The following is a 21,157-nucleotide window of genomic DNA, read 5'->3' as shown; positions in this document are numbered from 1 at the left end:
CCGCTGGCCGGGCTGGTCGAGTCCAGCCCGGCAGCAAGGAGGAACATCATGACTATTACCCAGAATAAATTCACCAAAGCTGCAATAGATGAACGGGTGGCCCAGCGCAGTCCTTTGCAGAAGCTCCTTGGCCGGCCCGAGGTGGGCGCCCTGGTGGGCGCGATCGTCCTTTTCATCTTCTTCGCAGTGGTTTCGCCCACGTTTACCCAACCCAACGCTTTGGCCACTGTGCTGTACGGAAGCTCCACCATCGGGATCATGGCGGTGGGTGTGTCACTGCTGATGATCGGTGGAGAATTTGATCTTTCCACCGGCGTTGCCGTGATTTCATCGGCGCTGACGGCCTCAATGTTCAGCTGGTACTTCAGCACAAACGTCTGGGTGGGAGTCATCCTGGCTTTGTTGGTGTCCTTGGCCATTGGATTCATCAACGGATGGATTTTGATGAAGACCAAGCTGCCCAGTTTCATCGTCACCTTGGCCACCTTCCTGATGCTGACCGGTTTGAACCTGGGGTTGACCCGGTTGATCGGCGGGTCTGTCTCCTCACCTTCCATCTCCAACATGGACGGCTTCGACACCGCTCGCGGTGTCTTCGCATCCTCGGTGAACATTGCAGGCATCGACGTCAAGATCACCGTCTTCATCTGGATTGCCCTCGTGGCCGTCGCCACGTGGGTGCTCATGCGGACGCGTGTGGGTAACTGGATCTTCGCAGTAGGAGGCGACGCGAATGCGGCCCGGGCTGTGGGAGTCCCGGTCAAAGCCACAAAGATCGGGCTGTTCATGGGTGTGGGCTTCTGCGGTTGGATCCTGGGCATGCACAACCTTTTCGCTTTCGACACTGTGCAGTCGGGCGAGGGCGTGGGCAACGAATTCCTCTACATCATCGCTGCTGTGATCGGTGGTTGCCTTTTGACGGGTGGTTACGGTTCAGCAGTGGGCGGCGCGATCGGCGCGTTCATCTTCGGCATGGCCAACAAGGGCATTGTGTACGCGCAGTGGAACCCGGACTGGTTCAAGTTCTTCCTGGGGCTGATGCTGCTGCTCGCCACCATCGTCAACCTCATCGTCAAGCGCCGCGCGGAACTCAAGTAAGGGGCCGGAAATGAATGCCAAAGCGATCGACCAGGAAACGCTGTTGCAGAATGAGCGTGATCCCCTCACCCACACACCCGTCCATCTTCTTTCCTTGGAAGGAGTGGGCAAGCACTACGGCAACATCATCGCGCTGAGTGAGGTCACCATGGCCGTGGACAACGGCCGCGTTACCTGTGTGCTGGGCGATAACGGCGCGGGCAAGTCCACGCTGATCAAAATCATCGCCGGTCTCCACCAGCACGACGACGGCGTCTTGAACATCATGGGTGAGGAACGAAAGTTCGGTTCCCCCCGCGATGCCCTGGACGCCGGCATCGCCACCGTGTACCAGGACCTTGCAGTGGTGCCGCTCATGCCTATTTGGCGGAACTTCTTCCTCGGATCCGAGATCACCAAAGGCTTCGGCCCGTTCAAGTACATGGACGTCGAACAGATGAAGGCCATCACGCTCAAGGAACTGGCGGAGATGGGCATCGACCTTCGTGATGTTGAGCAACCCATCGGACAGCTCTCCGGAGGTGAACGCCAGTGCGTCGCGATTGCCCGCGCCGTGTACTTCGGCGCCAAGGTCCTCATTCTGGACGAACCCACGGCGGCCCTGGGCGTGAAGCAGTCGGGTGTGGTCCTGCGCTACATCCTCCAGGCCCGCGACCGCGGCCTCGGCGTCATCTTCATCACCCACAACCCGCACCATGCTTTCCCGGTGGGGGATCGGTTCCTTCTGCTCAAGCGCGGCAAGTCCATTGGGTACTACGACAAGAAGGACATCACCCTGGACGAACTCACGGCCCAGATGGCTGGTGGCGCTGAGCTTGCTGAACTCGCCCATGAGCTGGAACAGCTGGGAGGCCATGGCGACGTCGTAAAAGAGGTCAAGGCCGAAGTAGCGGACGTTGACAGCGTAAACGCCGGAAGCCCGAAGCACGCGTAAAAGTGCACTGGCGGGGTCCTCCGGAGAACTCTTCGAAGGACCCCGCCAGCTGTGCACACGGCCCATTCATATCGTCAATAGAAGGGAACACCATGCCGATCAGGGTGGGTGTTATTGGCGCCGGAATCATGGGCGCAGACCACATCAGGAATCTTTCCACCAGTATTGGGGGTGCCGAAGTCACCTTCGTGGCAGATCTCGACGCCGGCCGGGCAGCGGCTGCTGCGCCACCGTTGGCACGCATCACCACGGACCCGACGGAATTGATCAACTCCAGCGACGTTGACGCGGTAGTCGTCGCCTCGCACGACTCGACACACGCGGGCCTTATCTTGGAATGCTTCGAAGCAATGACCCCGGTACTCTGCGAGAAGCCGTTGGCGCCCACGCTTCTTGAAAGCCTCGAAGTGGTGGCGGCCGATGCCGACATCGTGGCCGCGACCGGCGCTTCGTTGCTTTCCCTCGGCTTCATGCGGCGCTTCGACCCGGGCTATGTGGCACTTCGGCGCGCCGTGCAAGGCCGGGCGCAGGGCGAGCCCCTCATGGTTCACTGCGTCAGCCGCAATGCCGCAGCGGGGCCCGGAACAACCGCAGAATCGGCCATCACCAACTCGGCCATTCACGAGCTGGACATCGTTCCCTGGCTCCTGGATTCTCCGGTCACGGAAGTCTCGTGGCAGGCCGGAAAAAGCACGCGACGTGCCGAAGCCGGACTGCAAGACCCGTCATTCATGATCCTCCGAACAGCTGACGGGACCCTAACAACGCTGGAGCTCTACCTGAATGCGCAGTACGGGTACACCACCCGCTGTGAGGTGGTTTCCGAGCTAGGCACCACGTCACTTCAGGAATCGTCCTTGCTGGGCATCGAACAAGATGGAGTCCGGCAGGCCTCCATCCCTGCGGACTGGCGACCCCGCTTCGCCGACGCGTACCGGATCCAGCTGCAAGCGTGGGTCTCAGCACTTGCAGGCGGAGAAGCGCCGCCCCTCGCCGGTGCACAGGACGGACTCAACGCTGCCCTGGTTGCCCAAGCCATGATCCAGTCGCTGCACAGCGACGGGTCGTCGACCAAAGTCAGTTACTCGTGACCCAACCCACGCTTCCGCACTCACGCGTGCCCGAATCCCGTGATGCTCCCGGCCTGCGATGGGGCATCATGGGCCCGGGATGGATTGCCGAACGGTTCACCGAATCCATCCAATCGCATACCGGGCAGGTGATAGCCGCCGTCGGATCCCGATCCCTGAACCGGTCCAAGGCCTTCGCGGAGGCCTTTAGCGTCCCCGCCGCCTACGGAAGCTACCAGGAACTCGCCGCAGCCCCGGACGTGGACATCGTCTATGTGTGTACGCCCCATACCGGCCATCACGCGGCCGCCGTCATGGCCATCGAGGCCGGCAAGCACGTCCTGGTTGAAAAGCCGATCGGACTCGACGCCGGCCAGGCGCGTGATATCGCTGCGCGGGCCGAGGCTGCCGGCGTCTTCGCCGCCGAGGCCATGTGGACGTTCTTCCTTCCAAAATTCGATGTGATCCGGCAGATACTTGATGCCGGAACGCTGGGCACCATCACCACCGTGGTTGCCGAGTATGGCGAGCATTTTGATCGCTCGCACCGCATTTTTGATGCGGAACTGGCTGGTGGTCCTCTTCTTGATCTGGGCACGTACCCCCTGGCCCTGATCACGGAGGTGCTGGGAAGTCCGCACCGGCTCCATGCCATTGGTCAGGCACATGAGTCCGGGGTCAACGCCCAACTATCGGCCGTCATGACGTTCGACGGCGGCGGGCAGGCTGTGGTGAACACTCACCTGCACAACTTCACGCCCACCACAGCCACGATTGTTGGCTCCAAGGCCACCCTGGCGATCGAGGGCCCGTTCAACATGCCCGGCCCGTTCGAGGTCAGGTTTCCTGACGGGACCCGCCTGCGTCACGAAGAACCAGCCGGCGGACACTTCGAGGGCCTTCACTTTGAGGCCGCAGCGGTGGCCCGGGCAGTTGTGGCGGGCAGCACGCAGATCAGCCAACGGACGCTGGCGGCCTCCATCCGCACCCTGGACGTGGCCGATGAGATTCGCCGCCAACTGGGCGTGGTGTTCACGACTCCGGAAACTCCTACCTTTGAAGGAAAAATATGAAAGATGTCATTCTTGGTCTCGTTGGTGTGGGACGCATCGGCGTCATGCATGCCAACAACATGGTCGCTCTCAATGAAACGCTCCGGGACAGGGGCGTCAATGTCCGCCTGAAGCTCACGGACGTTGCCACGGACCATGCCCGCTCAGTCGCAGTCGGATTGGGCGCTGAGTTCTTCCCCTCCGTGGCCGAACTGTTGGGCTCCGGTGTGGACGGCCTGGTCATTGCCACGGGTACGGCGACCCACCCGGAGCTGATCCGTGCCGGAGTGGACGCAGGAATCCCGGTCTTCTGCGAAAAGCCTGTGGCCATGAACGTTTCGGACGCACTGCCTGTGCTGGATTACATCAGGGACAACAACGGCGTGGTGCAAATCGGCCATCAACGACGCTTCGACTCCGGCTATCTGGAAGCCAAGCGCGCGTACCAGGCCGGCGAATTGGGTTGGATCCACTCGCTGCGCGCCGTCACGTGCGATATGACGCCGCCACCGGTCGATTTCCTGGCAACGTCCGGTGGGTTGTTCCGGGACTGTTCCGTCCATGACTTCGACATTCTTCGCTGGCTGACGGGCCGCGAAATCGTGGAGGTCTATGCCAAGGGATCCAACAACGGTGATCCAGCCATTGGGGAAGTAGGCGACGTGGACACGGCTTTGGCGCTCATTACGTTCGACGACGGCACGGTGGGAACGGTTTCTGCCAGCCGCTACAACGGGGCCGGCCATGATGTGCGGTTGGAGATTCAAGGCTCACGCAGGACGGTCATGGTGGGCTTGGACGAGAAGTCCGCTGTGGCTTCGGCTGAGGCCGCGGTCGCTTTCCCCGACGGGGATCCGCACCAGACGTTCGCAGAGCGCTTTGACCAGGCGTACCGTTCCGAGATGGTCGCATTTGTGGAGCTGGTGATGGGTGAGCGTGAGAACCCGTGCACCCCGGAGGACGCGGTGGCAGCCTCCCGTGTGGCAGACGCCGCCCAGGAATCACTGGCAACAGGTGTTCCCGTGAAAGTCGCCCTCAAAGTGTCCAGCTAACATCACTGACCAAAAAAGGCCCTCCCCGCATCCGGTGGACGCGGGGAGGGCCTTCCTATGACGATAGCTAGGCGCCGAAGGGTAACCGGGGGTCGATGTCCTGGCCTTCCCAGCTCTGCCGCACCCAACCATGATGGGGGTCGTCGCTGATCAGCCATTCACGGACGGGACCCGGGCCTGCCATGACGTTGAGGTAGTACATGTCATAGCCCGGTGCTGCCATCGCGGGACCATGCCAGCCGTAGGGGACCAAAACAACGTCACCGGTACGTACTTCAGCTGAAACGTCAATGGGCCGCTCGTCGGAGGCGTACACCCGCTGGTATCCGATCGCGTCGGCGTCGGTCGGTGCGCCGGAACCTGCGGCCACCTGCGTTTCGAAGTAGTAGATCTCCTCGAGGTGGGTCTCGCCGTCCTTTTCCTCATCGTGCTTGTGAGGGGGATAGGAGGACCAGTTACCAGCGGGGGTAATGACCTCGCACACAATAAAGCGGTCCGCCTCCAGTGCAGCCGGTGTGCCGAAGTTGTGCACTTGGCGCGAACAGTTGCCGGCGCCCCTCAATTCCACGGGTGTCTCAGCAGCGGTCACCAGTCGGGTGGGGTACGAGACATCGGCAGGGGCCGTTGCGATGGCGACGCGGCCGCCGTCGGACGAGCTGATGGTGACGGACTTTCCGGTGCCTGAGTACAGGACGTCGCTGGGTCCGTGGAACACGGAGGACCTGCCTCCAAGGGCGTGGTCGACGCCGTCGACAGTAACGGTGAAGGCGCCGTTGAGCGGCACCACAATGCGCTCCTCAGCAACCCCAGGGAGGTCGACGGCGGCGCCTGACGCGATGGTGGCGACCTTGAGGCCGGTATGTGCCCAGCCGTCTACAGCAATGGCGGAATCGGAAGTGCCGAGCGAGATGTCCCACACGCCGTGCGCGGCGGAACCCAAGGGGTAAACCCAATTGGTCATGGAAGCTGAATCCTTTGTATGAGGTGTACTAGCGCTGTACGAGTGTCATTTCGAAACTGTAGGAATCGGCGCGGTAAACGTGGTGGCCGGTTTCCACATGGCGGCCGGTATCGTCCACCGCGGTGCGCTCCATGGTGACCAAAGCGGAATTTACGTCGGTCTCCAGGAGAGGTGCTTGGTAATCATTGGCGATCATGGCACCGATGCGTTGAGTCGCTAGGCGGAAGTTGACGCCACCTCTGCGCAGGATCGAGTACAGGCCCTCTGCTCCCAGCATGGCTTCGTCCATGGTGGCGATGTCATCGCGCACCCAGTTCTCCATCAAGGCCAGTGGTTTGCCACCTACTTTGCGCAGTCGGGTGAAGTGGTACACCTTGGAACCGGCAGGCAGCTCAAGCGCCGCGAGGGTGGCGGCGTCGGCTTCTTCATGGGAAAAGCTCAGCACGGTGGTGGTGGGCTTCTTGCCGTTGTTGGTCAGATCGTCAAAGAGGCTGGAGAGTTCCAGGGGGCGGCGAACCTGACTGGATACCACTTGTGTTCCGACGCCGCGTTTGCGGACCAGCAGGCCGGAACGAACCAGTTCGTCCATGGCCTTGCGCATGGTGGGCCTGGAAAGGTTGAGCTGGGCCGCGAGGTCGATCTCGTTCTCAAGGCGGCTGCCAGGCTCCAAGACCCCGCTGTGGATGGCGGCCTCGATACCCTGTACTACCTGGTGATAGAGGGGCACGGGAGAGGAGCGGTCGATGTTGAGACCAAGTTTAGTCACCACTGGATACCCCGGTTTTCAGGCTCCGCCCCTTGCCCCAGTGCGGGTGGCAGAGGATTGTAGCCATTTGTTCGCTTGATAGGACATACTGTCTCTCTTGATGGTAGCAGCCAACTTTCGGTGGTCAAATGGCCGCGCTTCACATCAGACTTGAATCAACCGAAGACATCTACGAGTGCAGGGAGTTGGAGATCATGCCCAAGACCGGAAAAAACGACCACGCCCGCAAAGACGAAGTGCCATCCACCCTGCAGCGCTCGGAACAGAAAGCCCAGGACACTTTTGCCAAGACCTACGATTCGGCAATGGAAAGCTATGACAACGATTCCGGCCGGGCGGCCCGGACTGCTTTCGCGGCTCTGAAGCACAGTTACGAGAAAGTGGGCGACCACTGGGAGCCCAAAGAGGAGCGCGGACCTTCCGACAACCATGCGGAGGAAGGGGTGGACTCCACCAAGCCCACGGCCGGCGGAGTGGATGCCAACGCCTCCAAGGAGCACCTCTACAGGCGGGCGAAGGAAATGGACATCAAGGGTCGTTCAACCATGAACAAAAAGGAGTTGGTGGAAGCGCTGCAGAAGGCCAACGACGCCGCAACCAGGAAGGCCCGGGAAGGCTAGCCCCATCATCACGCCGGGTCTTGAGGTGATCCGAGGTGGCCCAAATATGCAGGAACGGGTTGTCACCGGCATAGTTAACGTCTTGGGGTTGCACTTTATGGGTACAGTCACCGCATGAAGGCAGGACAGAAACGAACAGGGGCTTAACTTGGCAGGGAATGCGACCTTCCGGCACAGCAACACCGCGCTGCTCTCGGTGAGCAGTGTAGAGGCTCCGAGGATAGTGAGCTCTACGGATTTCGACCGGAGATTGGCTTCGACCCTGCAGAGGCTGAAGTTTCCACCGCGATTGCTTGAGCGGGTTGCGGGTATCACCCACCGCCGTTGGTGGGCCGCCGGAACGTCGTTTGATGATGCTGCAGTGGAAGCGGGCGCCAAGGCACTGGCTGAGGCCGGCGTTGAAGCTTCGGAAATCGGCTTGCTGATCAACACGTCAGTGACGAGGCGCAACCTCGAACCCTCTGTGGCGGTCAAGATCCACCACGAGCTTGGCTTGCCGTCGTCGGCCATGAATTTTGACCTGGCCAACGCCTGCCTCGGTTTCGTGAATGGCTTGATACTGGCGGCCAACATGATTGATTCGGGGCAGATCAAGTACGCCGTCATCGTCAATGGAGAAGACGCGCAGGGTACTCAGGAAGCCACCTTGGCCCGGCTCCAGCGTCCTGAAACCACTCGGGAAGACTTCAACCGCGAGTTTGCCACGTTGACGCTGGGATCGGGTGCTGCCGCTGCGGTGCTGGGCCCTGCCGATGAGCACCCGGGCGCGCACCGGCTTGTGGGAGGAGTCATGCGTGCAGGAACGGAACACCACGAACTGTGCGTTGGAGGCATCGATGGCATGTCCACGGACACCAAGGGACTGCTCGACGGCGGCCTGCAGCTTGTGGTGGATGCCTGGCATGAGGCGCAGCCCGAGTGGGATTGGGCAAGCATGGACCGCTACGTCACCCATCAAGTCAGCAACGCCTATACCCAGGCAATCATCAACGCCATAGACCTGGACGCGGACAAGGTTCCCATCACCTTCCCGCATTGGGGCAACGTGGGTCCTGCATCGCTTCCCATGACACTCGCGGCCCAGGCGCAGTCTCTGACGACCGGCGACCGGGTCCTGTGCATGGGTGTGGGTTCCGGACTGAACGCAGGAATGGTGGAAATCGTTTGGTAGCCGCCAAGTGGCCCGGCGTAGACCCGCAATGGTCCCGGACAATCCGGGTAAGGTCCACATCGGAGGTGGACGATCCGGGCGCAATTCGCCGCTGGCATGTGCTCGATAACGGCGACCAGCTCACGCGCAGTGAACTGACACCGATCGGAACCTTGCTGTGCGTACACGGCAACCCCACTTGGTCGTATCTGTGGCGGACACTGGTCAGTGCGGGAGCAAGCCCGGCCCATCCATGGCGCGTAATTGCCGTAGACCAACTTGACATGGGCTACTCAGAACGCACCGGCACCTTCCGGCGCTTGGCGGACCGGATCAACGATCTCGGTGACCTCACGGATGCACTGGGCCTGGAAGGGCCAGTGGTTACGGTGGGCCATGACTGGGGTGGAGTGATCAGCGCGGGCTGGGCGCTGGAACACCCGCAGCTCCTTGCAGGAATGGTACTGACCAACACCGCTGTCCACCATCCTTCCGATACTCCCATCCCATCGGCTCTTCGGCTGGCCCTGCACCCTGCCGTGCACCGGTGGGGCACTATGACCTCCGACGCCTTCCTGCGTGTGACGCATTCACTGGCCAATCCGCCGCTTCCCTCCGATGTGGGCAGGGCATTTATGGCGCCTTACCGCGGAGCCGGCCGGCGGGCCGGAGTGGGGAATTTCGTCGCGGACATTCCCGCAAACGCCTCCCATCCCAGCTTCCCCGCGCTCACACGCGTGGCGGAAGGCTTGCGCGGGCTGAACGTGCCGGCCCTGATGCTCTGGGGCCCGAAGGATCCGATCTTCTCCGACCGGTACCTCAAAGACCTCATCAGCCGCCTTCCGCACACGGATGTGCATCGCTTCGAAGGTGCCGGACATCTCGTGGCGGAAGACAGGGACATCGCCACGCCGGTGTTTGACTGGCTTGCTGCGCACAGTGGCTCCATAAGCGGCGATAGCTCTCACGTGGTGCCCTCTGCTACCCGCGGCCTCCCGCCCAGGGATCCGGCCGAAGGAGGGGCCACAACATTCCGACCCCTCTGGGACTCGCTCGGCGAACTGGCCGCTGGACCATCGAAGGACGACGTCGCCGTCGTTGAAATGGCACCCGATGGAAGCATGAGCCGAACACTGAGCTGGCGTCAGCTGGACCAGCGCATTCTGGACATGGTGGAGGGCCTGAGGGAAGCCGGCGTGGGTCAAGGGAGCCGCGTGAGCTTGATGGTTCCGCCCGGAACCGACCTCACAGTTGCCCTCTACTCCTGCCTGAGATTGGGGGCGGTGGTGGTCGTCGCCGACGCCGGACTCGGTACCAAGGGCATGAGCCGCGCCGTGAAGGGCGCTACCGCAGACTTCCTGATCGGCATCGATAAGGCACTGGCGGCCGCTTCGGTGCTTGGGTGGCCGGGACGCCGGATCAGCGTTCGGGACCTCCCGCGGGTCCGTCGTCGAATCCTGGGTGTCGAGACGTCGCTGGATGCCCTGGCAAAGACCGGGGCACTAAGCCGCGCAACCAGCGGTGCGAAGCGTGTGGAAGGCCACCACGTGGTAGCCGTGGACCCGGATGCGCCATCTGCCGTGCTCTTCACCTCCGGTTCCACCGGACCAGCCAAAGGCGTCCTCTACACGCACCGGCAGCTTGCCGCGATGCGGGACACGGTTGCCGCTACTTTCGGGATCGGTGCCGGTGCACGGCTGGTGGCTGGTTTCGCCCCCTTTGCGTTGCTGGGGCCGGCGCTCGGAGCCGTCTCGGTGACCCCCGCCATGGACGTTACAGCCCCCCGGACTTTGACAGCCCGGGCACTGGCGGTTGCCGTTGCTGCCATTGACGCCACCGTGGTCTTCGCGTCCCCGGCGGCTTTGCGTAACGTGGTTGCCACCCGGGATAACCTCAGTGGCTCCCAGGCGTTGGCTCTTGGTAACGTGAAGATGCTTCTATCCGCCGGCGCGCCCGTCCCTGAGTCCCTCCTTGCGGAGGTACAAGTGTTGATGCCCGGAGCTTCCCTCCATACCCCTTATGGGATGACTGAGGCGTTGCCGGTCACTGACATCAGCTTTGAAGAGATTCAGGCGGCAAGCGCTGATGCTGCCGCCGGGACCGTCCCGGGCGCCGGCAACGGAGTCTGTGTGGGCGTGCCCGTCCACGGAGCCCGGTTGGCGATCGTTCCGCTGGCGGCCGATGGGACCGCATCGGGAGAGCACCGTGGCACTGAGGCCGGGGTGACCGGAGAGATCCTGGTCAGCGCGCCGCACGTCAAAGAAGCCTATGACAGGCTCTGGATGACGCAACGGAAGAGCACCAGCCTGACCGGGTGGCATGCCACGGGCGATGTAGGTCACTTCGACGCCGCAGGCCGACTGTGGGTGGAGGGGCGCCTTGCCCATGTGGTGACGGCGCCCGGGGGTGCGGTGACTCCAGTTGGTGCCGAACAATCCATCGAACGCCTGGACGCCGTGCGAATGGCCGCCATCGCCGGAGTCGGTCCGAGAGGCACACAGGCTGTGGTGGCCGTGGTGGAGACCGTGCCTGCGGTTCCCAAAGCCGGCCCGGCTGAGCCGCAACTCGCAGGGAGCGTCCGTCGAGCAGCTGCCGAGGCCGGCGTTGATGTCAGCGCTGTGCTCGTAGTCCCTGCGCAGCCCACAGATATCAGGCATAACGCCAAGATCGACAGGACGCGTCTGGCACGTTGGGCTTCGCAGGTGCTGGCCGGCGGCCGCACGGGGAAGCCGTGAGGGTCCTCGTCACTGGTGCCAGCGGACTCCTCGGCGGCGAGGTGGCCCGGCAGTTGGTGCATCAAGGCCATGATGTGGCTTCGTTTCAGCGCCGCTCGTCAGGGGTGGATGGCGTGGAAGATTTCCGCGGATCCATCAACGACGACGCTGCCCTCCGCCGGGCAGTGGACGGTGCGGAGGGACTCATACACCTTGCCGCCAAAGTTTCCATCACCGGGCGCCCCGCTCAGTTCCAAGCAGTAAATGTTGAAGGAACCCGCAGCTTGCTCCACCATGCCAAGGCGGCCGGTGTGCGGGACGTTGTCTACGTCTCGTCGCCATCTGTGGCCCATTCCGGAGCAGCCATTATGGGAGCGGGTGCGGAGAAGGCTGACCCGCGGCATGCACGCGGAGATTATGCCCGCACCAAGGCTGAGGCTGAATTACTGGCCCTCGCAGCGGATGGATCCCACTTGCGGGTAGCAGGAGTGCGGCCCCACATTGTGTGGGGCCCCGGCGACACCCAGTTGGTTGAGCGCGTCCTGGCTCGCGCCAGCCACGGCCGCTTACCGTTGTTGGACTCCGGCGCTGCCCTGATCGACACAACATACGTGGACAATGCGGCATCGGCCATCGTCGCAGCGCTGCACCGCATGGAGCACGTTCATGGCAAGGCTGTGGTGGTGAGTAATGGCGAGCCCCGGCCCATCGGGGAGCTATTGTCAGGCATTTGTGCAGCTGGCGGCGTGGCCCCGCCGTCGTGGTCTGTGCCTGGTGGGCTGGCACGGGCTGCCGGGGCAGTAGTGGAAAGGGTGTGGACCTGGGCCGGACGCAAAGAGGAGCCGCCCATGACCCGGTTCCTGGCCGAGCAGCTCTCCACCGCCCACTGGTTTGACCAACGCTTAACCCGTGAACTCCTCAACTGGACACCTGATGTATCCGTTGATGAAGGACTGGCCAGGCTGACTGAGTATTACGGTTCGCGTACTTCGGTGACCGGGGACTCAGGGCAACTTCGCTAGGGCTGTTCCGGCTTTTCACCGGACGGTGTTGCCAAACCCGGGCCTCGGGATCACAGTGAGATAAATCAGATCACTGACACGGTTCGAGGGACCGTGTACGGGCCGGGGGTGGACCATGAGCACCACGTCAGACGACGCCTTGGAAGCAACGCCAGCAGGTGAGGAGCCGGAGCTTAAACGCGTGCTTGGACCCAAACTGCTCCTCCTCTTTATTGTGGGCGACATTCTGGGGGCCGGGGTCTATGCGGTCACCGGCACAATGGCAGGGACAGTGGGTGGGATCGTTTGGTTGCCGTTCCTGCTGGCCTTTGTGGTGGCCACTCTTACCGCGTTTTCCTATCTTGAGCTGGTGACGCAGTACCCCCAGGCCGCCGGCGCAGCGCTCTACACGCATAAGGCCTTCGGGATCCATTTCGTGACCTTCCTCGTGGCGTTCGCCGTTGTCTGCTCCGGCATCACCAGTGCCTCGACCTCTGCCAACGTCCTTGCCCAGAACTTCTTTGGTGGCCTTCAAATCAACGGCTGGATGGAGGTTCCTGACCGCGGCGTGATCACCGCGGTGGCTTTGGGATTCATGCTGCTGCTGGCAGCGATCAACCTGCGTGGCGTGGGGGAGAGCGTGAAGTTCAACGTCATCCTCACGGCAGTGGAGGTAGTCGCCCTTTGCATCGTCATTGCGGTTGGCTTCTTCGTCATGGCACAGGGAACCGGCAACGTTCAGGAAATCTTCGTGTTCACCGACTACCAGGACAAGGGGCTGTTCCTGGCGGTCACTGCCGCCACGTCCATTGCCTTTTTCGCCATGGTCGGCTTCGAGGACTCCGTCAACATGGTTGAAGAGACCAGGAACCCGGAGCGGATCTTTCCCCGCACCATGCTGACTGGCCTTGGTATCGCAGTGATCCTCTACATGCTTGTAGCTGTGTCTGTGGTCAGTGTGCTCACCCCGGCCGAGCTCGGAGAGATCAGGGAAGCCGAAGGAGCGGCACTCCTTGAAGTGGTGCACAAAGGTTCCCCTGATTTTCCCATCGACAAGATCTTTCCCTTCCTCGCGGTCTTCGCCGTAGCGAACACAGCATTGATCAACATGTTGATGGCGAGCCGGCTGATTTACGGCATGGCGCGCCAACACGTTCTGCCGCGGTCTTTGGGGCGGGTATTGCCCGGTCGCCGGTCGCCATGGGCCGGTATCCTGTTCTCCACCGTCCTTGCCTTGGGGCTGATCTGGTACGTCAGCAGCGACCCCTCAAGCAACATCGTGGCGAATCTTTCCGGAACCACGGCCTTCCTGCTGCTGTGCGTGTTCACCCTGGTTAATGTGGCATGTGTTGTTCTCCGCCGAAAGCGCGATCCGCACCGGAAGGTCTTCTTCACCTCGCCCGGTCAGCTGCCTTTGGTGGCCGCACTCTTGTGTGCCTTCCTCGCTGGTCCGTGGGTGGGAAGGAACCTCATCCAGTACCAGGTGGCGGGCGGGCTGATGGCCATCGGCGTGGTGCTGTGGTTCATTACCTGGTTGATCACCCGGAAGACCAACACCGGGGGGAGAGGACCAGGTGGAGCAGCAGTTGACGCCGATGGCCAGGGACAACAGCAGTGAACCTTGAGACATAGATGATCATCATGCTTACTATTGTGGAGAAGTCGACGTTGACCAGGGTCACCCCCGGCCGAGACCACACTAGGAGCGGACATGGCACTGAGCAAGGGAACACGCGTGGAGTGGAACACCCCGCAGGGCAAGACGCACGGAAAGATCGTGGAGAAGAAGACCAGCGACTTTGTGCTGGACGGCAACAAGCACGTGGCCAGCGAAGACGAGCCGCAGTATGTGGTGGAGTCAGCTAAGACCGGAGCCAGGGCAGCGCACAAGGGCTCCGCTTTGACCGAGAAGAGCTAGCGGAATGGCGCGCCGGCACGAGGTCGTCATCATCGGCGGCGGCAATGGAGGCCTGTCCCTGGCCGCCAGGTTGAAGCGGTACGGCGTCCAGGACATCGCCATCATCGAACCCAAGGAGCACCATTTATACCAGCCCTTGTTCTCCCACATCGCCGGTGGCCGTGCGCAAGTCAAGGAAGCCGTCCGGAGCCAGGAATCCGTAACCCCAATGGGCGTCGCCTGGATCAAGGACAAGGCAGCGAATGTGGACGCGAAGGCCAACTCGGTGACGCTGGCTTCCGGCTCCGAGGTAACCTACGAGCACCTTGTTCTCTGCCCGGGGCTGCAGTACAACTGGGACGCCGTGCCGGGGCTGGCCGAGGCAGTGCACTCACCCTATGGCTCCTGTCATTACGAGTTCGAGCTCGCGCCCAAGCTCTGGACGCTGTTGAGCTCCATGAGGTCGGGCACCGTCATCTTCACCATGCCTTCGGGTCCGGTTAAGTGTGCCGGGGCCAGTCAGAAGCCGATGTATCTGGCCTGTGACTACTGGAAGGAACAGGGCGTCCTGGACAACATCCGGGTTGTCATGGTCCAGCCCTATCCCACAGTGTTCGGCATTCCCGAGGTTGACCGGGAGCTGGACCGCAAGATTGCCGAGTACGGAATAGAACTGCGGACAAACAGCGAGCTGGTGGCGGTAAACCCTGCCAGCCGTACGGCAACCATCCGGAATAATGCTGACAACACGTCTGAGGACCTCTCCTATGACGTCCTCAACGCCGTCCCGCCCCAGTCCGCGCCGGATTGGCTCAAAGCCACTGACTTGCCGGCGGTAGGGGACGAGCACGGCTTCGTGGAGGTGGACACCCGGACGTTGCGGCACCCCAGGTACCCGAATGTCTGGTCGCTGGGCGACGCCGCAGGGACCGCCAATTCGAAAGCCGGCGGTGCGCTGCGCAAGCAGGCCAAGGTCCTGGCGAAGAACCTGCTTTCGGCCCGCAAGGGCGAGCCGCTGAGTCAAAAGTACAACGGTTACTCCGTATGCCCGTTCACCGTTTCGCGGAACACGGTGGTCTTTGCCGAGTTTGACCACCACTACCAACCCATGCCGACCATTCCAAAGGTAGCCACGTGGAAGGAAAGCCGGCTCTCCTGGTGGGTGGACCGAGATATGTTCCCGCAGGTCTACTGGCACCTGATCCTCAAAGGCCGGGCGTAAAAACACCAGGAGACCGGTGAGGCCGCTAGGCCCCGCCGGTCTCCTGGTGTGACATTTATGTACTGAACTTAGGCGGGCTGAATATTCTCCGCCTGCGGACCCTTGGGACCCTGCGTGATGTCGAATTGGACCTTCTGGTTTTCCTCCAGCGAACGGTATCCGCTCGACGTAATTGCTGAGTAGTGAGCAAACACGTCAGGGCCTCCATCGTCCGGGGCGATGAATCCGAAACCCTTTTCAGCGTTAAACCACTTAACTGTTCCTGTTGCCATGCCTTAATTTCCTTCACCCGGTCGCCGGTCGGTCCCGCTGGTCGGTTTGCCGTCCCTGCCACTCACGCTACGAGCCTATGGGCCGCTTCGGCTGGGGGCAACACCTTGGCGGAGTCGCGTACACCTAAGTAAGAGGAGTGCACGACGGCGGGATGCCGCCGTCGTGCGCTTGTTGCGTTTGCAGGGGCTGCTTCAGAGCAGCCGCGAAGCATCAGGCTTTTGGCGTGCGAAGCGTTGCCTCCGGCGCCGCCGTGCGGCGCAGCCGGCGAAGCGCCAGCAACGGAAACAGGAGTACCGAGAGCATCCCTGCCCCTACGAGGGCCGAGGATATTCCGCTGGTGATGTACCCGTGCTCCCGGCCAATGGTTGTCACTGCCACGATGATGGGCAAAGCCGTGGCTCCGAACAGCAGAAGGGCCTGTTTGTCCGCCCGCGAGGAGCCCGGGGGCGTGGCGAGCAAGGACGGCACGCCACGGATGAGCAGCAGAAGCGCCAGGAACAGCGGGACCATGGCCAACGTCAGGGGGCTGGAGGTCAGTGCGCCCAAATCGAAGTCGATGCCGGTATCTATGAAGAAGATGGGCACCAGGAAGCCAAAGGCGACGGCGTCGATCTTGGTCTCGATGACTTTCCGGTCTGCAACAGGAGCGCGTGCAATGGTGACCTTCCAGAGGACCCCTGCGGCGAAGGCTCCCAGCAGCATGTCGAGTCCCAAGACCATGCTGAGCACCACCAGCGAGCTAAGAATCAACAGGATGGACCGCATGGCAAACTGACTGCTGGTGTGCAGGGTGGCAGTGACCTGGGCGTGGAACAGCGTGTGCCGTGCCTGCGAGGCAAGGTAGATTGCCACGCCGGTCAGCAGGACAAAGCCCAGAAGCACTCCTGATGCCACACCGAGTTGCTTGCCGCTGAAGAACAAGGAGATGGCTATGAGCGGCCCAAACTCGCCGGCCGCGCCCAGTGCGGTAGCGGCGACACCGATCGGCGACTTGGAGGCACCGGCATCCCGGAGGATCGGCAGCAATGCGCCCAAAGCGGTGGAGCACAAAGCAACACCAATGATCACGGCGGCTTCCGGTGAGGGCCCCAGGACAAAACCTGCCCCGATGCCTGCGGCCAAGGAGATGGCCCACCCTGCAGAGGCACGGTAAAGGGGACGGCCGCGGATTGCCGCGAAGTCAATCTCGTTGCCGGCAACGAAGAACAGCATGGCCAGCCCGAAATCAGCCAGCGTGTCCGTGAAGGGAGTGGACTGGACCCATCCCAGGAGGCTTGGTCCGAACAGGATGCCAAGAACAATTTCAAAGACCACAATGGGCACTTTGACCCAACGATCCAGGAGCCGTGCAGCAAGGGGGGCCACCACAGCCAACACGGCGATGAGGACCAGTGACGCGGACAAGCCTTGCATCGGCAGTGCCTCCGGTACCTCGGCTGCTTCAAGGAAAAGTACTCCAAAGTTACCGCCACGCCACCGCCCGCGCCAGAACTCTCAGCCTCCGGATGCCGGCCACTCCTTGCCCGCCCACGGGTCGTAGTCTGCGATCAGCACCTCCTGGGCCGGTCGTCGCTCTTCCGGGATGTGTTGAAGATTCACCCGTACCCGGTACCAGAGCGAGCTCGATCCCCGCATCCCGTCCACCAGGACGTCGGCCGGGCGAAGCAGGGAAACAACGTCTGCGTGGCGTTCCTTCCACGCATCGAGTGCTTCTTCGGCTTCGGGCTTGGTCTTGGTCCGGGCTACCTCGATGAGTGGCATCATTGACACCCGGCGACCCGAGCCATCGCCTGCTCTGGGGGCCTTCTCGGCGGGGCCGAGCTCGGCAGCCAAAGCCAGAAGGGCATCGAGCGAGCCGGGAGCTTCATCGATTCCTGCGTGCGGGTCGCCCACATCCGAGAAGCGCGCGGGCACTGTGCGGACAGTGAACTGCTCCGGCCGGGCGGAGCGCACCTCGTCCCACGTGAGCGGCGTCGAGACCCGGGCGTCGGGCCGGGAGCGGACCGAGTACGCGGAGGCTACGGTGCGGTCCTTGGCGTTCTGGTTAAAGTCGACGAAGACGCTCTCGCCCCGCTCCTCCTTCCACCATTTGGCCGTTGCCAGCCCCGGAGCACGGTTCTCCACTTCGCGGGCCAGGGTCTCGGCGGCAAGGCGCACATCCCGGTAGGACCACTGCGGCGTGATGCGCACCAGGATGTGAAGGCCGCGGGAGCCACTCGTCTTTGGCCACCCCACCAGTCCGACGTCGTCCAGCACTTCCTGTGCTACATACGCGGTGTCCACGATCCGGGACCAGTCAACGCCGGGCATGGGGTCCAGGTCCACCCGAAGCTCATCCGGATGGTCGAGGTCCTCCGCGCGTACGGGGTGCGGGTTGAGGTCCAGACATCCCAGATTCACCACCCACGCGAGGCCTGCCGCATCACGGATGACCGCTTCCTCGGCGGAAGTTCCGGACGAGTAGTGGAGTGTTGCCGTGTCAATGAAGTCGGGATGGTTCTCGGGCACGCGTTTCTGAAAGAACGGTTCAGCATCGATCCCCTTGGGGAAGCGCTTGAGCACCATGGGGCGCCCTCCCGCGCCGCGCAGCGCACCGTCCGCGACTGCGAGGTAATAGTTCACGAGATCGAGCTTGGTCAGCCCGGGCTCGGGGAACACCACCTTGTCCGGGTTGGAGATGCGGACCTCGTTGCCGGCGATGTCGAGGATCTCTGCCGGGGACTTCGACGGGTTCATGCGGCCACGCTAGCAACGAACAGCCCTCCCAGCCAGAGTTGTCGTGGAGAAAGGCAGAGAAACCTCGTAGGCATGAAGCCCAAAATTCCGTAACTGGCTTTAAAAAAATAAGTGGGTATGGTGTTGTCATATCCAAAATATTGAAGGAGCCTAAAATGTCCGGTAAGTCACCCAATAGTGCCAGGTCGAAAAAGTCCGGCAAGACTATTCTGGAAAAGAGAGCCGAAAAGAGGGCAAAGGCTGAGGGTAGTGAGAATCTCTTTTCAAAACCCAGGAAAAACCAGCGATAACCATCGGAAGGGCCGAATTGCTGCCGCCGTTCGGTGATGCTGTTCGGTGATGCCGGCCACCTAGTACCGCCGCCCGGCATCACCAGTTGCGAATTGGAAAGGCGGTAAGGGTAGAGAAACGGAAATTAAAGCGATGCGGTATCTCATCACGGTACTCATTATCCCGGCACGTATCCACGAGTGTATCCGTGTGGAAAGGATTGAGCCGGTCATGGAAATGCAGCAATCCTTGGTGGAGGGGAATGTTGAAGCAATAACCGGCCGTGGATGGCACGTTCTGGTCAATGACCAGGCAATTCATGTTCCTTTGCCTTTGAACCCTCGGGCTGAGGTCTTGATTCGTGAAGCAGGCACTCCGGTCGAAGACACCGTCAGCGGGACTGCGGTTTTCCTCGGTCACGGAACAAGCGGTGATGACCAGGATGTGCCGAGCCATCTGCTGACGCTGGCGGAGCGCCTGTTTGAGGCTCGGCTGGCAGCTTAAGCGGGGGGCATTCGGAGGTGACGTCCGGCCGGGCCGACTATATTGGCCCTGTCAGCCCACCACCACCATTGAGGGAGCCTGCACACTATGGCCAAGGAACTTGCCACCCAACTCATCGAACAACTCCAAGCTGCCGGTGTGCAGCGGATCTACGGAATCGTTGGCGACAGCCTTAATCCGATCGTGGATGCTGTTCGGCAAACAGGAGGCTCCTCGAAGGGCGGCATCGACTGGATCCATGTCCGCCACGAGGAAGCTGCCGCTTTTGCTGCTGCTGCAGAGGCCCAATTGACAGGAAAGTTGGCTGTTTGCGCGGGTTCTTGCGGTCCCGGCAATCTCCACCTGATCAATGGACTGTACGACGCCAACCGTACCGGGGCCCCGGTGCTCGCCATCGCATCGCACATTCCCAGTAAGCAGATTGGTAGTGGCTTTTTCCAGGAGACCCATCCGGACCGACTGTTCAACGAGTGCTCGGTGTACTCGGAGATGATCAGTACCGCTGAGCAAGCGCCCCGGGTCATGCACAGCGCCATCCAAAATGCAGTGGGTCTTGGGGGAGTGGCTGTTGTGACGCTCCCGGGTGACATCGCCGGGCTTGAGGCAACGGCGCCCACCCCGCTGCCGGCAACGTTCCGTCCGGCCGCTTTGGTTCCCCATCCAGCCAGCGTCCGGGAACTTGCTGACGCCATCAACGACGCCGGGAAGGTTGCCATTTTCGCCGGCGCTGGCGTCGAAGGTGCCCATGACGAGCTCATTGCCCTGGCAGAGCTGGTCAACGCACCCATCGGCCATTCCTTGCGAGGCAAGGACTTTGTCCAGTACAACAACCCCTTCGACATCGGCATGACCGGGCTGCTCGGCTACGGCGCAGCGGCTGAGGGCATTGAGGACGCGGACCTGCTGATCCTACTGGGCACAGACTTTCCCTATGACCAATTCCTGCCGGACACTCGGACGGCCCAGGTTGACCGGGCGGCACAGCGGCTGGGGCGGCGGACCGACGTCGACATTGCAGTTCATGGCGACGTGTTGCCAACCTTGACGGCCCTGCTGCCCCTGGTGACGCCTAAGAAGAACCGGCGCTTTCTTGACCAGATGCTAAAGAAGCATGACCGCCTGATGAACAAAGCCGTGGGCGCCTACACGCGCAAGGTGGAGAAAAAACAGCCCATCCACCCCGAATACGCGGCGTCGCTCCTTGACCAGGTTGCGGCCGAGGATGCAATTTTCACGGCCGATACCGGCATGTGCAACGTCTGGACCGCGCGCTACATCAACCCGTTAGGCACGCGTCGGCTGATCGGCTCCTTCCTCCACGGGTCCATGGCCAACGCACTCCCGCACGCTATTGGCGCGCAGGTGGCTTATCCCGGACGCCAGGTAATTTCCGTGTCCGGAGATGGCGGACTGTCCATGTTGTTGGGCGAGCTGATCACCGTGGCCGCGCACCAGCTGCCGGTGAATGTGGTGGTCTTCAACAATTCCACCCTGGGCATGGTCAAGCTGGAGATGCTGGTGGACGGGCTACCCGACTTCGGCGTGGACGTTCCGGACGCCAACTATGCGGCGGTGGCCAAGGCCTTGGGGTTCCACGCAGTCCGGGTCACGGATCCCGCTGACATCGAGGCGGCGTACCGGGCGGCGTTTGCCCATCCAGGTCCGTCCTTGGTGGAACTCATCACCGACCCCAACGCCCTGTCCATTCCGCCGAAGATTTCGGGTTCGCAGGTCATTGGATTCGCTACCGCAATGTCCAAAGTGGTCCTGAACCGTGGTGCCGGGGAGGCTGTCAGCATGGCACGAAGCAACCTGCGCAACATTCCCCGGCGGTAGG

Annotated in this window: 19 protein-coding genes; 14 read left to right on the top strand and 5 right to left on the bottom strand. The window is 62.0% G+C overall.

The annotated features are described in order from the left end of the window. The first annotated feature begins 48 nt into the window (after window positions 1–48). The 5 genes from EU811_RS16025 (at window position 49) to EU811_RS16005 (ending at window position 5,206) form a co-directional block, all read left to right on the top strand. A complete protein-coding gene (locus EU811_RS16025) occupies window positions 49–1,098 on the top strand; it encodes an ABC transporter permease (protein WP_142939327.1) in 1,050 nt (349 codons plus the stop codon). Between the two features lie 10 nt (window positions 1,099–1,108). Next, on the top strand, window positions 1,109–2,032 hold the full coding sequence (locus tag EU811_RS16020; protein WP_142939326.1) for an ATP-binding cassette domain-containing protein: 924 nt from the start codon (window positions 1,109–1,111) through the stop codon (window positions 2,030–2,032). 92 nt (window positions 2,033–2,124) lie between these two features. Continuing rightward, entirely contained in the window at window positions 2,125–3,123 is a 999-nt protein-coding gene (locus tag EU811_RS16015) for a Gfo/Idh/MocA family oxidoreductase (protein ID WP_142939325.1), read from the top strand. Then, window positions 3,120–4,175, top strand: coding sequence for a Gfo/Idh/MocA family protein (locus EU811_RS16010; RefSeq protein ID WP_142939324.1), 1,056 nt, complete (start codon window positions 3,120–3,122; stop codon window positions 4,173–4,175). The genes EU811_RS16015 and EU811_RS16010 overlap by 4 nt, the downstream gene beginning before the upstream one ends. Continuing rightward, on the top strand, window positions 4,172–5,206 hold the full coding sequence (locus EU811_RS16005) for a Gfo/Idh/MocA family oxidoreductase (RefSeq protein WP_142939323.1): 1,035 nt from the start codon (window positions 4,172–4,174) through the stop codon (window positions 5,204–5,206). The genes EU811_RS16010 and EU811_RS16005 overlap by 4 nt, the downstream gene beginning before the upstream one ends. Before the next feature lie 67 nt (window positions 5,207–5,273). Here the strand turns inward: EU811_RS16005 and iolB are convergent, their stop codons facing one another. Together iolB and EU811_RS15995 are read right to left on the bottom strand one after the other, a co-directional pair. Next, window positions 5,274–6,167 carry a 5-deoxy-glucuronate isomerase gene (gene iolB / locus EU811_RS16000; protein ID WP_142939322.1) on the bottom strand — a complete coding sequence of 298 codons (894 nt, stop codon included), beginning with the start codon at window positions 6,165–6,167 and terminating at the stop codon, window positions 5,274–5,276. Window positions 6,168–6,195: 28 nt separating this feature from the next. Continuing rightward, on the bottom strand, window positions 6,196–6,936 hold the full coding sequence (locus EU811_RS15995) for a GntR family transcriptional regulator (RefSeq protein ID WP_062065541.1): 741 nt from the start codon (window positions 6,934–6,936) through the stop codon (window positions 6,196–6,198). Between the two features lie 191 nt (window positions 6,937–7,127). Between EU811_RS15995 and EU811_RS15990 the strand changes: the two genes are divergently transcribed. The 7 genes from EU811_RS15990 (at window position 7,128) to EU811_RS15960 (ending at window position 15,537) form a co-directional block, all read left to right on the top strand. Continuing rightward, window positions 7,128–7,553 (top strand): ChaB family protein, encoded by a 426-nt coding sequence (locus EU811_RS15990; RefSeq protein WP_142939450.1) that lies wholly within the window; start codon window positions 7,128–7,130, stop codon window positions 7,551–7,553. Window positions 7,554–7,701: 148 nt separating this feature from the next. Beyond that, window positions 7,702–8,724: a 3-oxoacyl-ACP synthase III gene (locus tag EU811_RS15985; protein ID WP_142939321.1), complete on the top strand. Its 1,023-nt coding sequence runs from the start codon at window positions 7,702–7,704 to the stop codon at window positions 8,722–8,724. Then, entirely contained in the window at window positions 8,718–11,438 is a 2,721-nt protein-coding gene (locus EU811_RS15980; protein WP_142939320.1) for an alpha/beta fold hydrolase, read from the top strand. Before EU811_RS15985 ends, EU811_RS15980 begins: the two co-directional genes overlap by 7 nt. After that, complete coding sequence (locus EU811_RS15975) at window positions 11,435–12,439, top strand: NAD-dependent epimerase/dehydratase family protein (protein WP_142939319.1); 1,005 nt, start codon at window positions 11,435–11,437, stop codon at window positions 12,437–12,439. Before EU811_RS15980 ends, EU811_RS15975 begins: the two co-directional genes overlap by 4 nt. Window positions 12,440–12,554: 115 nt before the next feature. Continuing rightward, window positions 12,555–14,036: an APC family permease gene (locus EU811_RS15970; RefSeq protein ID WP_142939318.1), complete on the top strand. Its 1,482-nt coding sequence runs from the start codon at window positions 12,555–12,557 to the stop codon at window positions 14,034–14,036. A gap of 93 nt (window positions 14,037–14,129) precedes the next feature. Then, window positions 14,130–14,336, top strand: coding sequence for a DUF2945 domain-containing protein (locus EU811_RS15965; protein WP_043470236.1), 207 nt, complete (start codon window positions 14,130–14,132; stop codon window positions 14,334–14,336). Window positions 14,337–14,340: 4 nt separating this feature from the next. After that, on the top strand, window positions 14,341–15,537 hold the full coding sequence (locus EU811_RS15960; RefSeq protein ID WP_142939317.1) for an NAD(P)/FAD-dependent oxidoreductase: 1,197 nt from the start codon (window positions 14,341–14,343) through the stop codon (window positions 15,535–15,537). Window positions 15,538–15,605: 68 nt separating this feature from the next. On the opposite strand, the gene EU811_RS15955 is transcribed toward EU811_RS15960, so the two are convergent. From EU811_RS15955 to ligD, 3 genes are all read right to left on the bottom strand, one after another. Beyond that, window positions 15,606–15,809, bottom strand: coding sequence for a cold-shock protein (locus tag EU811_RS15955; protein WP_014921815.1), 204 nt, complete (start codon window positions 15,807–15,809; stop codon window positions 15,606–15,608). 211 nt (window positions 15,810–16,020) lie between these two features. After that, on the bottom strand, window positions 16,021–17,223 hold the full coding sequence (locus EU811_RS15950) for a cation:proton antiporter (protein WP_142939316.1): 1,203 nt from the start codon (window positions 17,221–17,223) through the stop codon (window positions 16,021–16,023). 81 nt (window positions 17,224–17,304) lie between these two features. Beyond that, window positions 17,305–18,546, bottom strand: coding sequence for a non-homologous end-joining DNA ligase (gene ligD, locus EU811_RS15945; protein WP_142939315.1), 1,242 nt, complete (start codon window positions 18,544–18,546; stop codon window positions 17,305–17,307). Window positions 18,547–18,969: 423 nt separating this feature from the next. On the opposite strand from ligD, the gene EU811_RS15940 reads away from it, so the two are divergent. Then, the gene (locus EU811_RS15940; protein ID WP_142939314.1) at window positions 18,970–19,320 is read left to right on the top strand and encodes a DUF3846 domain-containing protein; all 351 of its coding nucleotides are present in this window, start codon (window positions 18,970–18,972) and stop codon (window positions 19,318–19,320) included. Between the two features lie 87 nt (window positions 19,321–19,407). After that, window positions 19,408–21,156, top strand: coding sequence for a pyruvate dehydrogenase (locus tag EU811_RS15935; RefSeq protein ID WP_142939313.1), 1,749 nt, complete (start codon window positions 19,408–19,410; stop codon window positions 21,154–21,156). Window position 21,157: the final 1 nt, after the last annotated feature.

Origin of the sequence: Arthrobacter sp. TS-15 (assembly GCF_006964045.1) — a bacterium.
Taxonomy (GTDB): Bacteria; Actinomycetota; Actinomycetes; order Actinomycetales; family Micrococcaceae; genus Arthrobacter.
The sequence above is the reverse complement of the archived record's forward strand: the minus strand, read 5'-3'. Positions and strand labels throughout refer to the sequence as shown.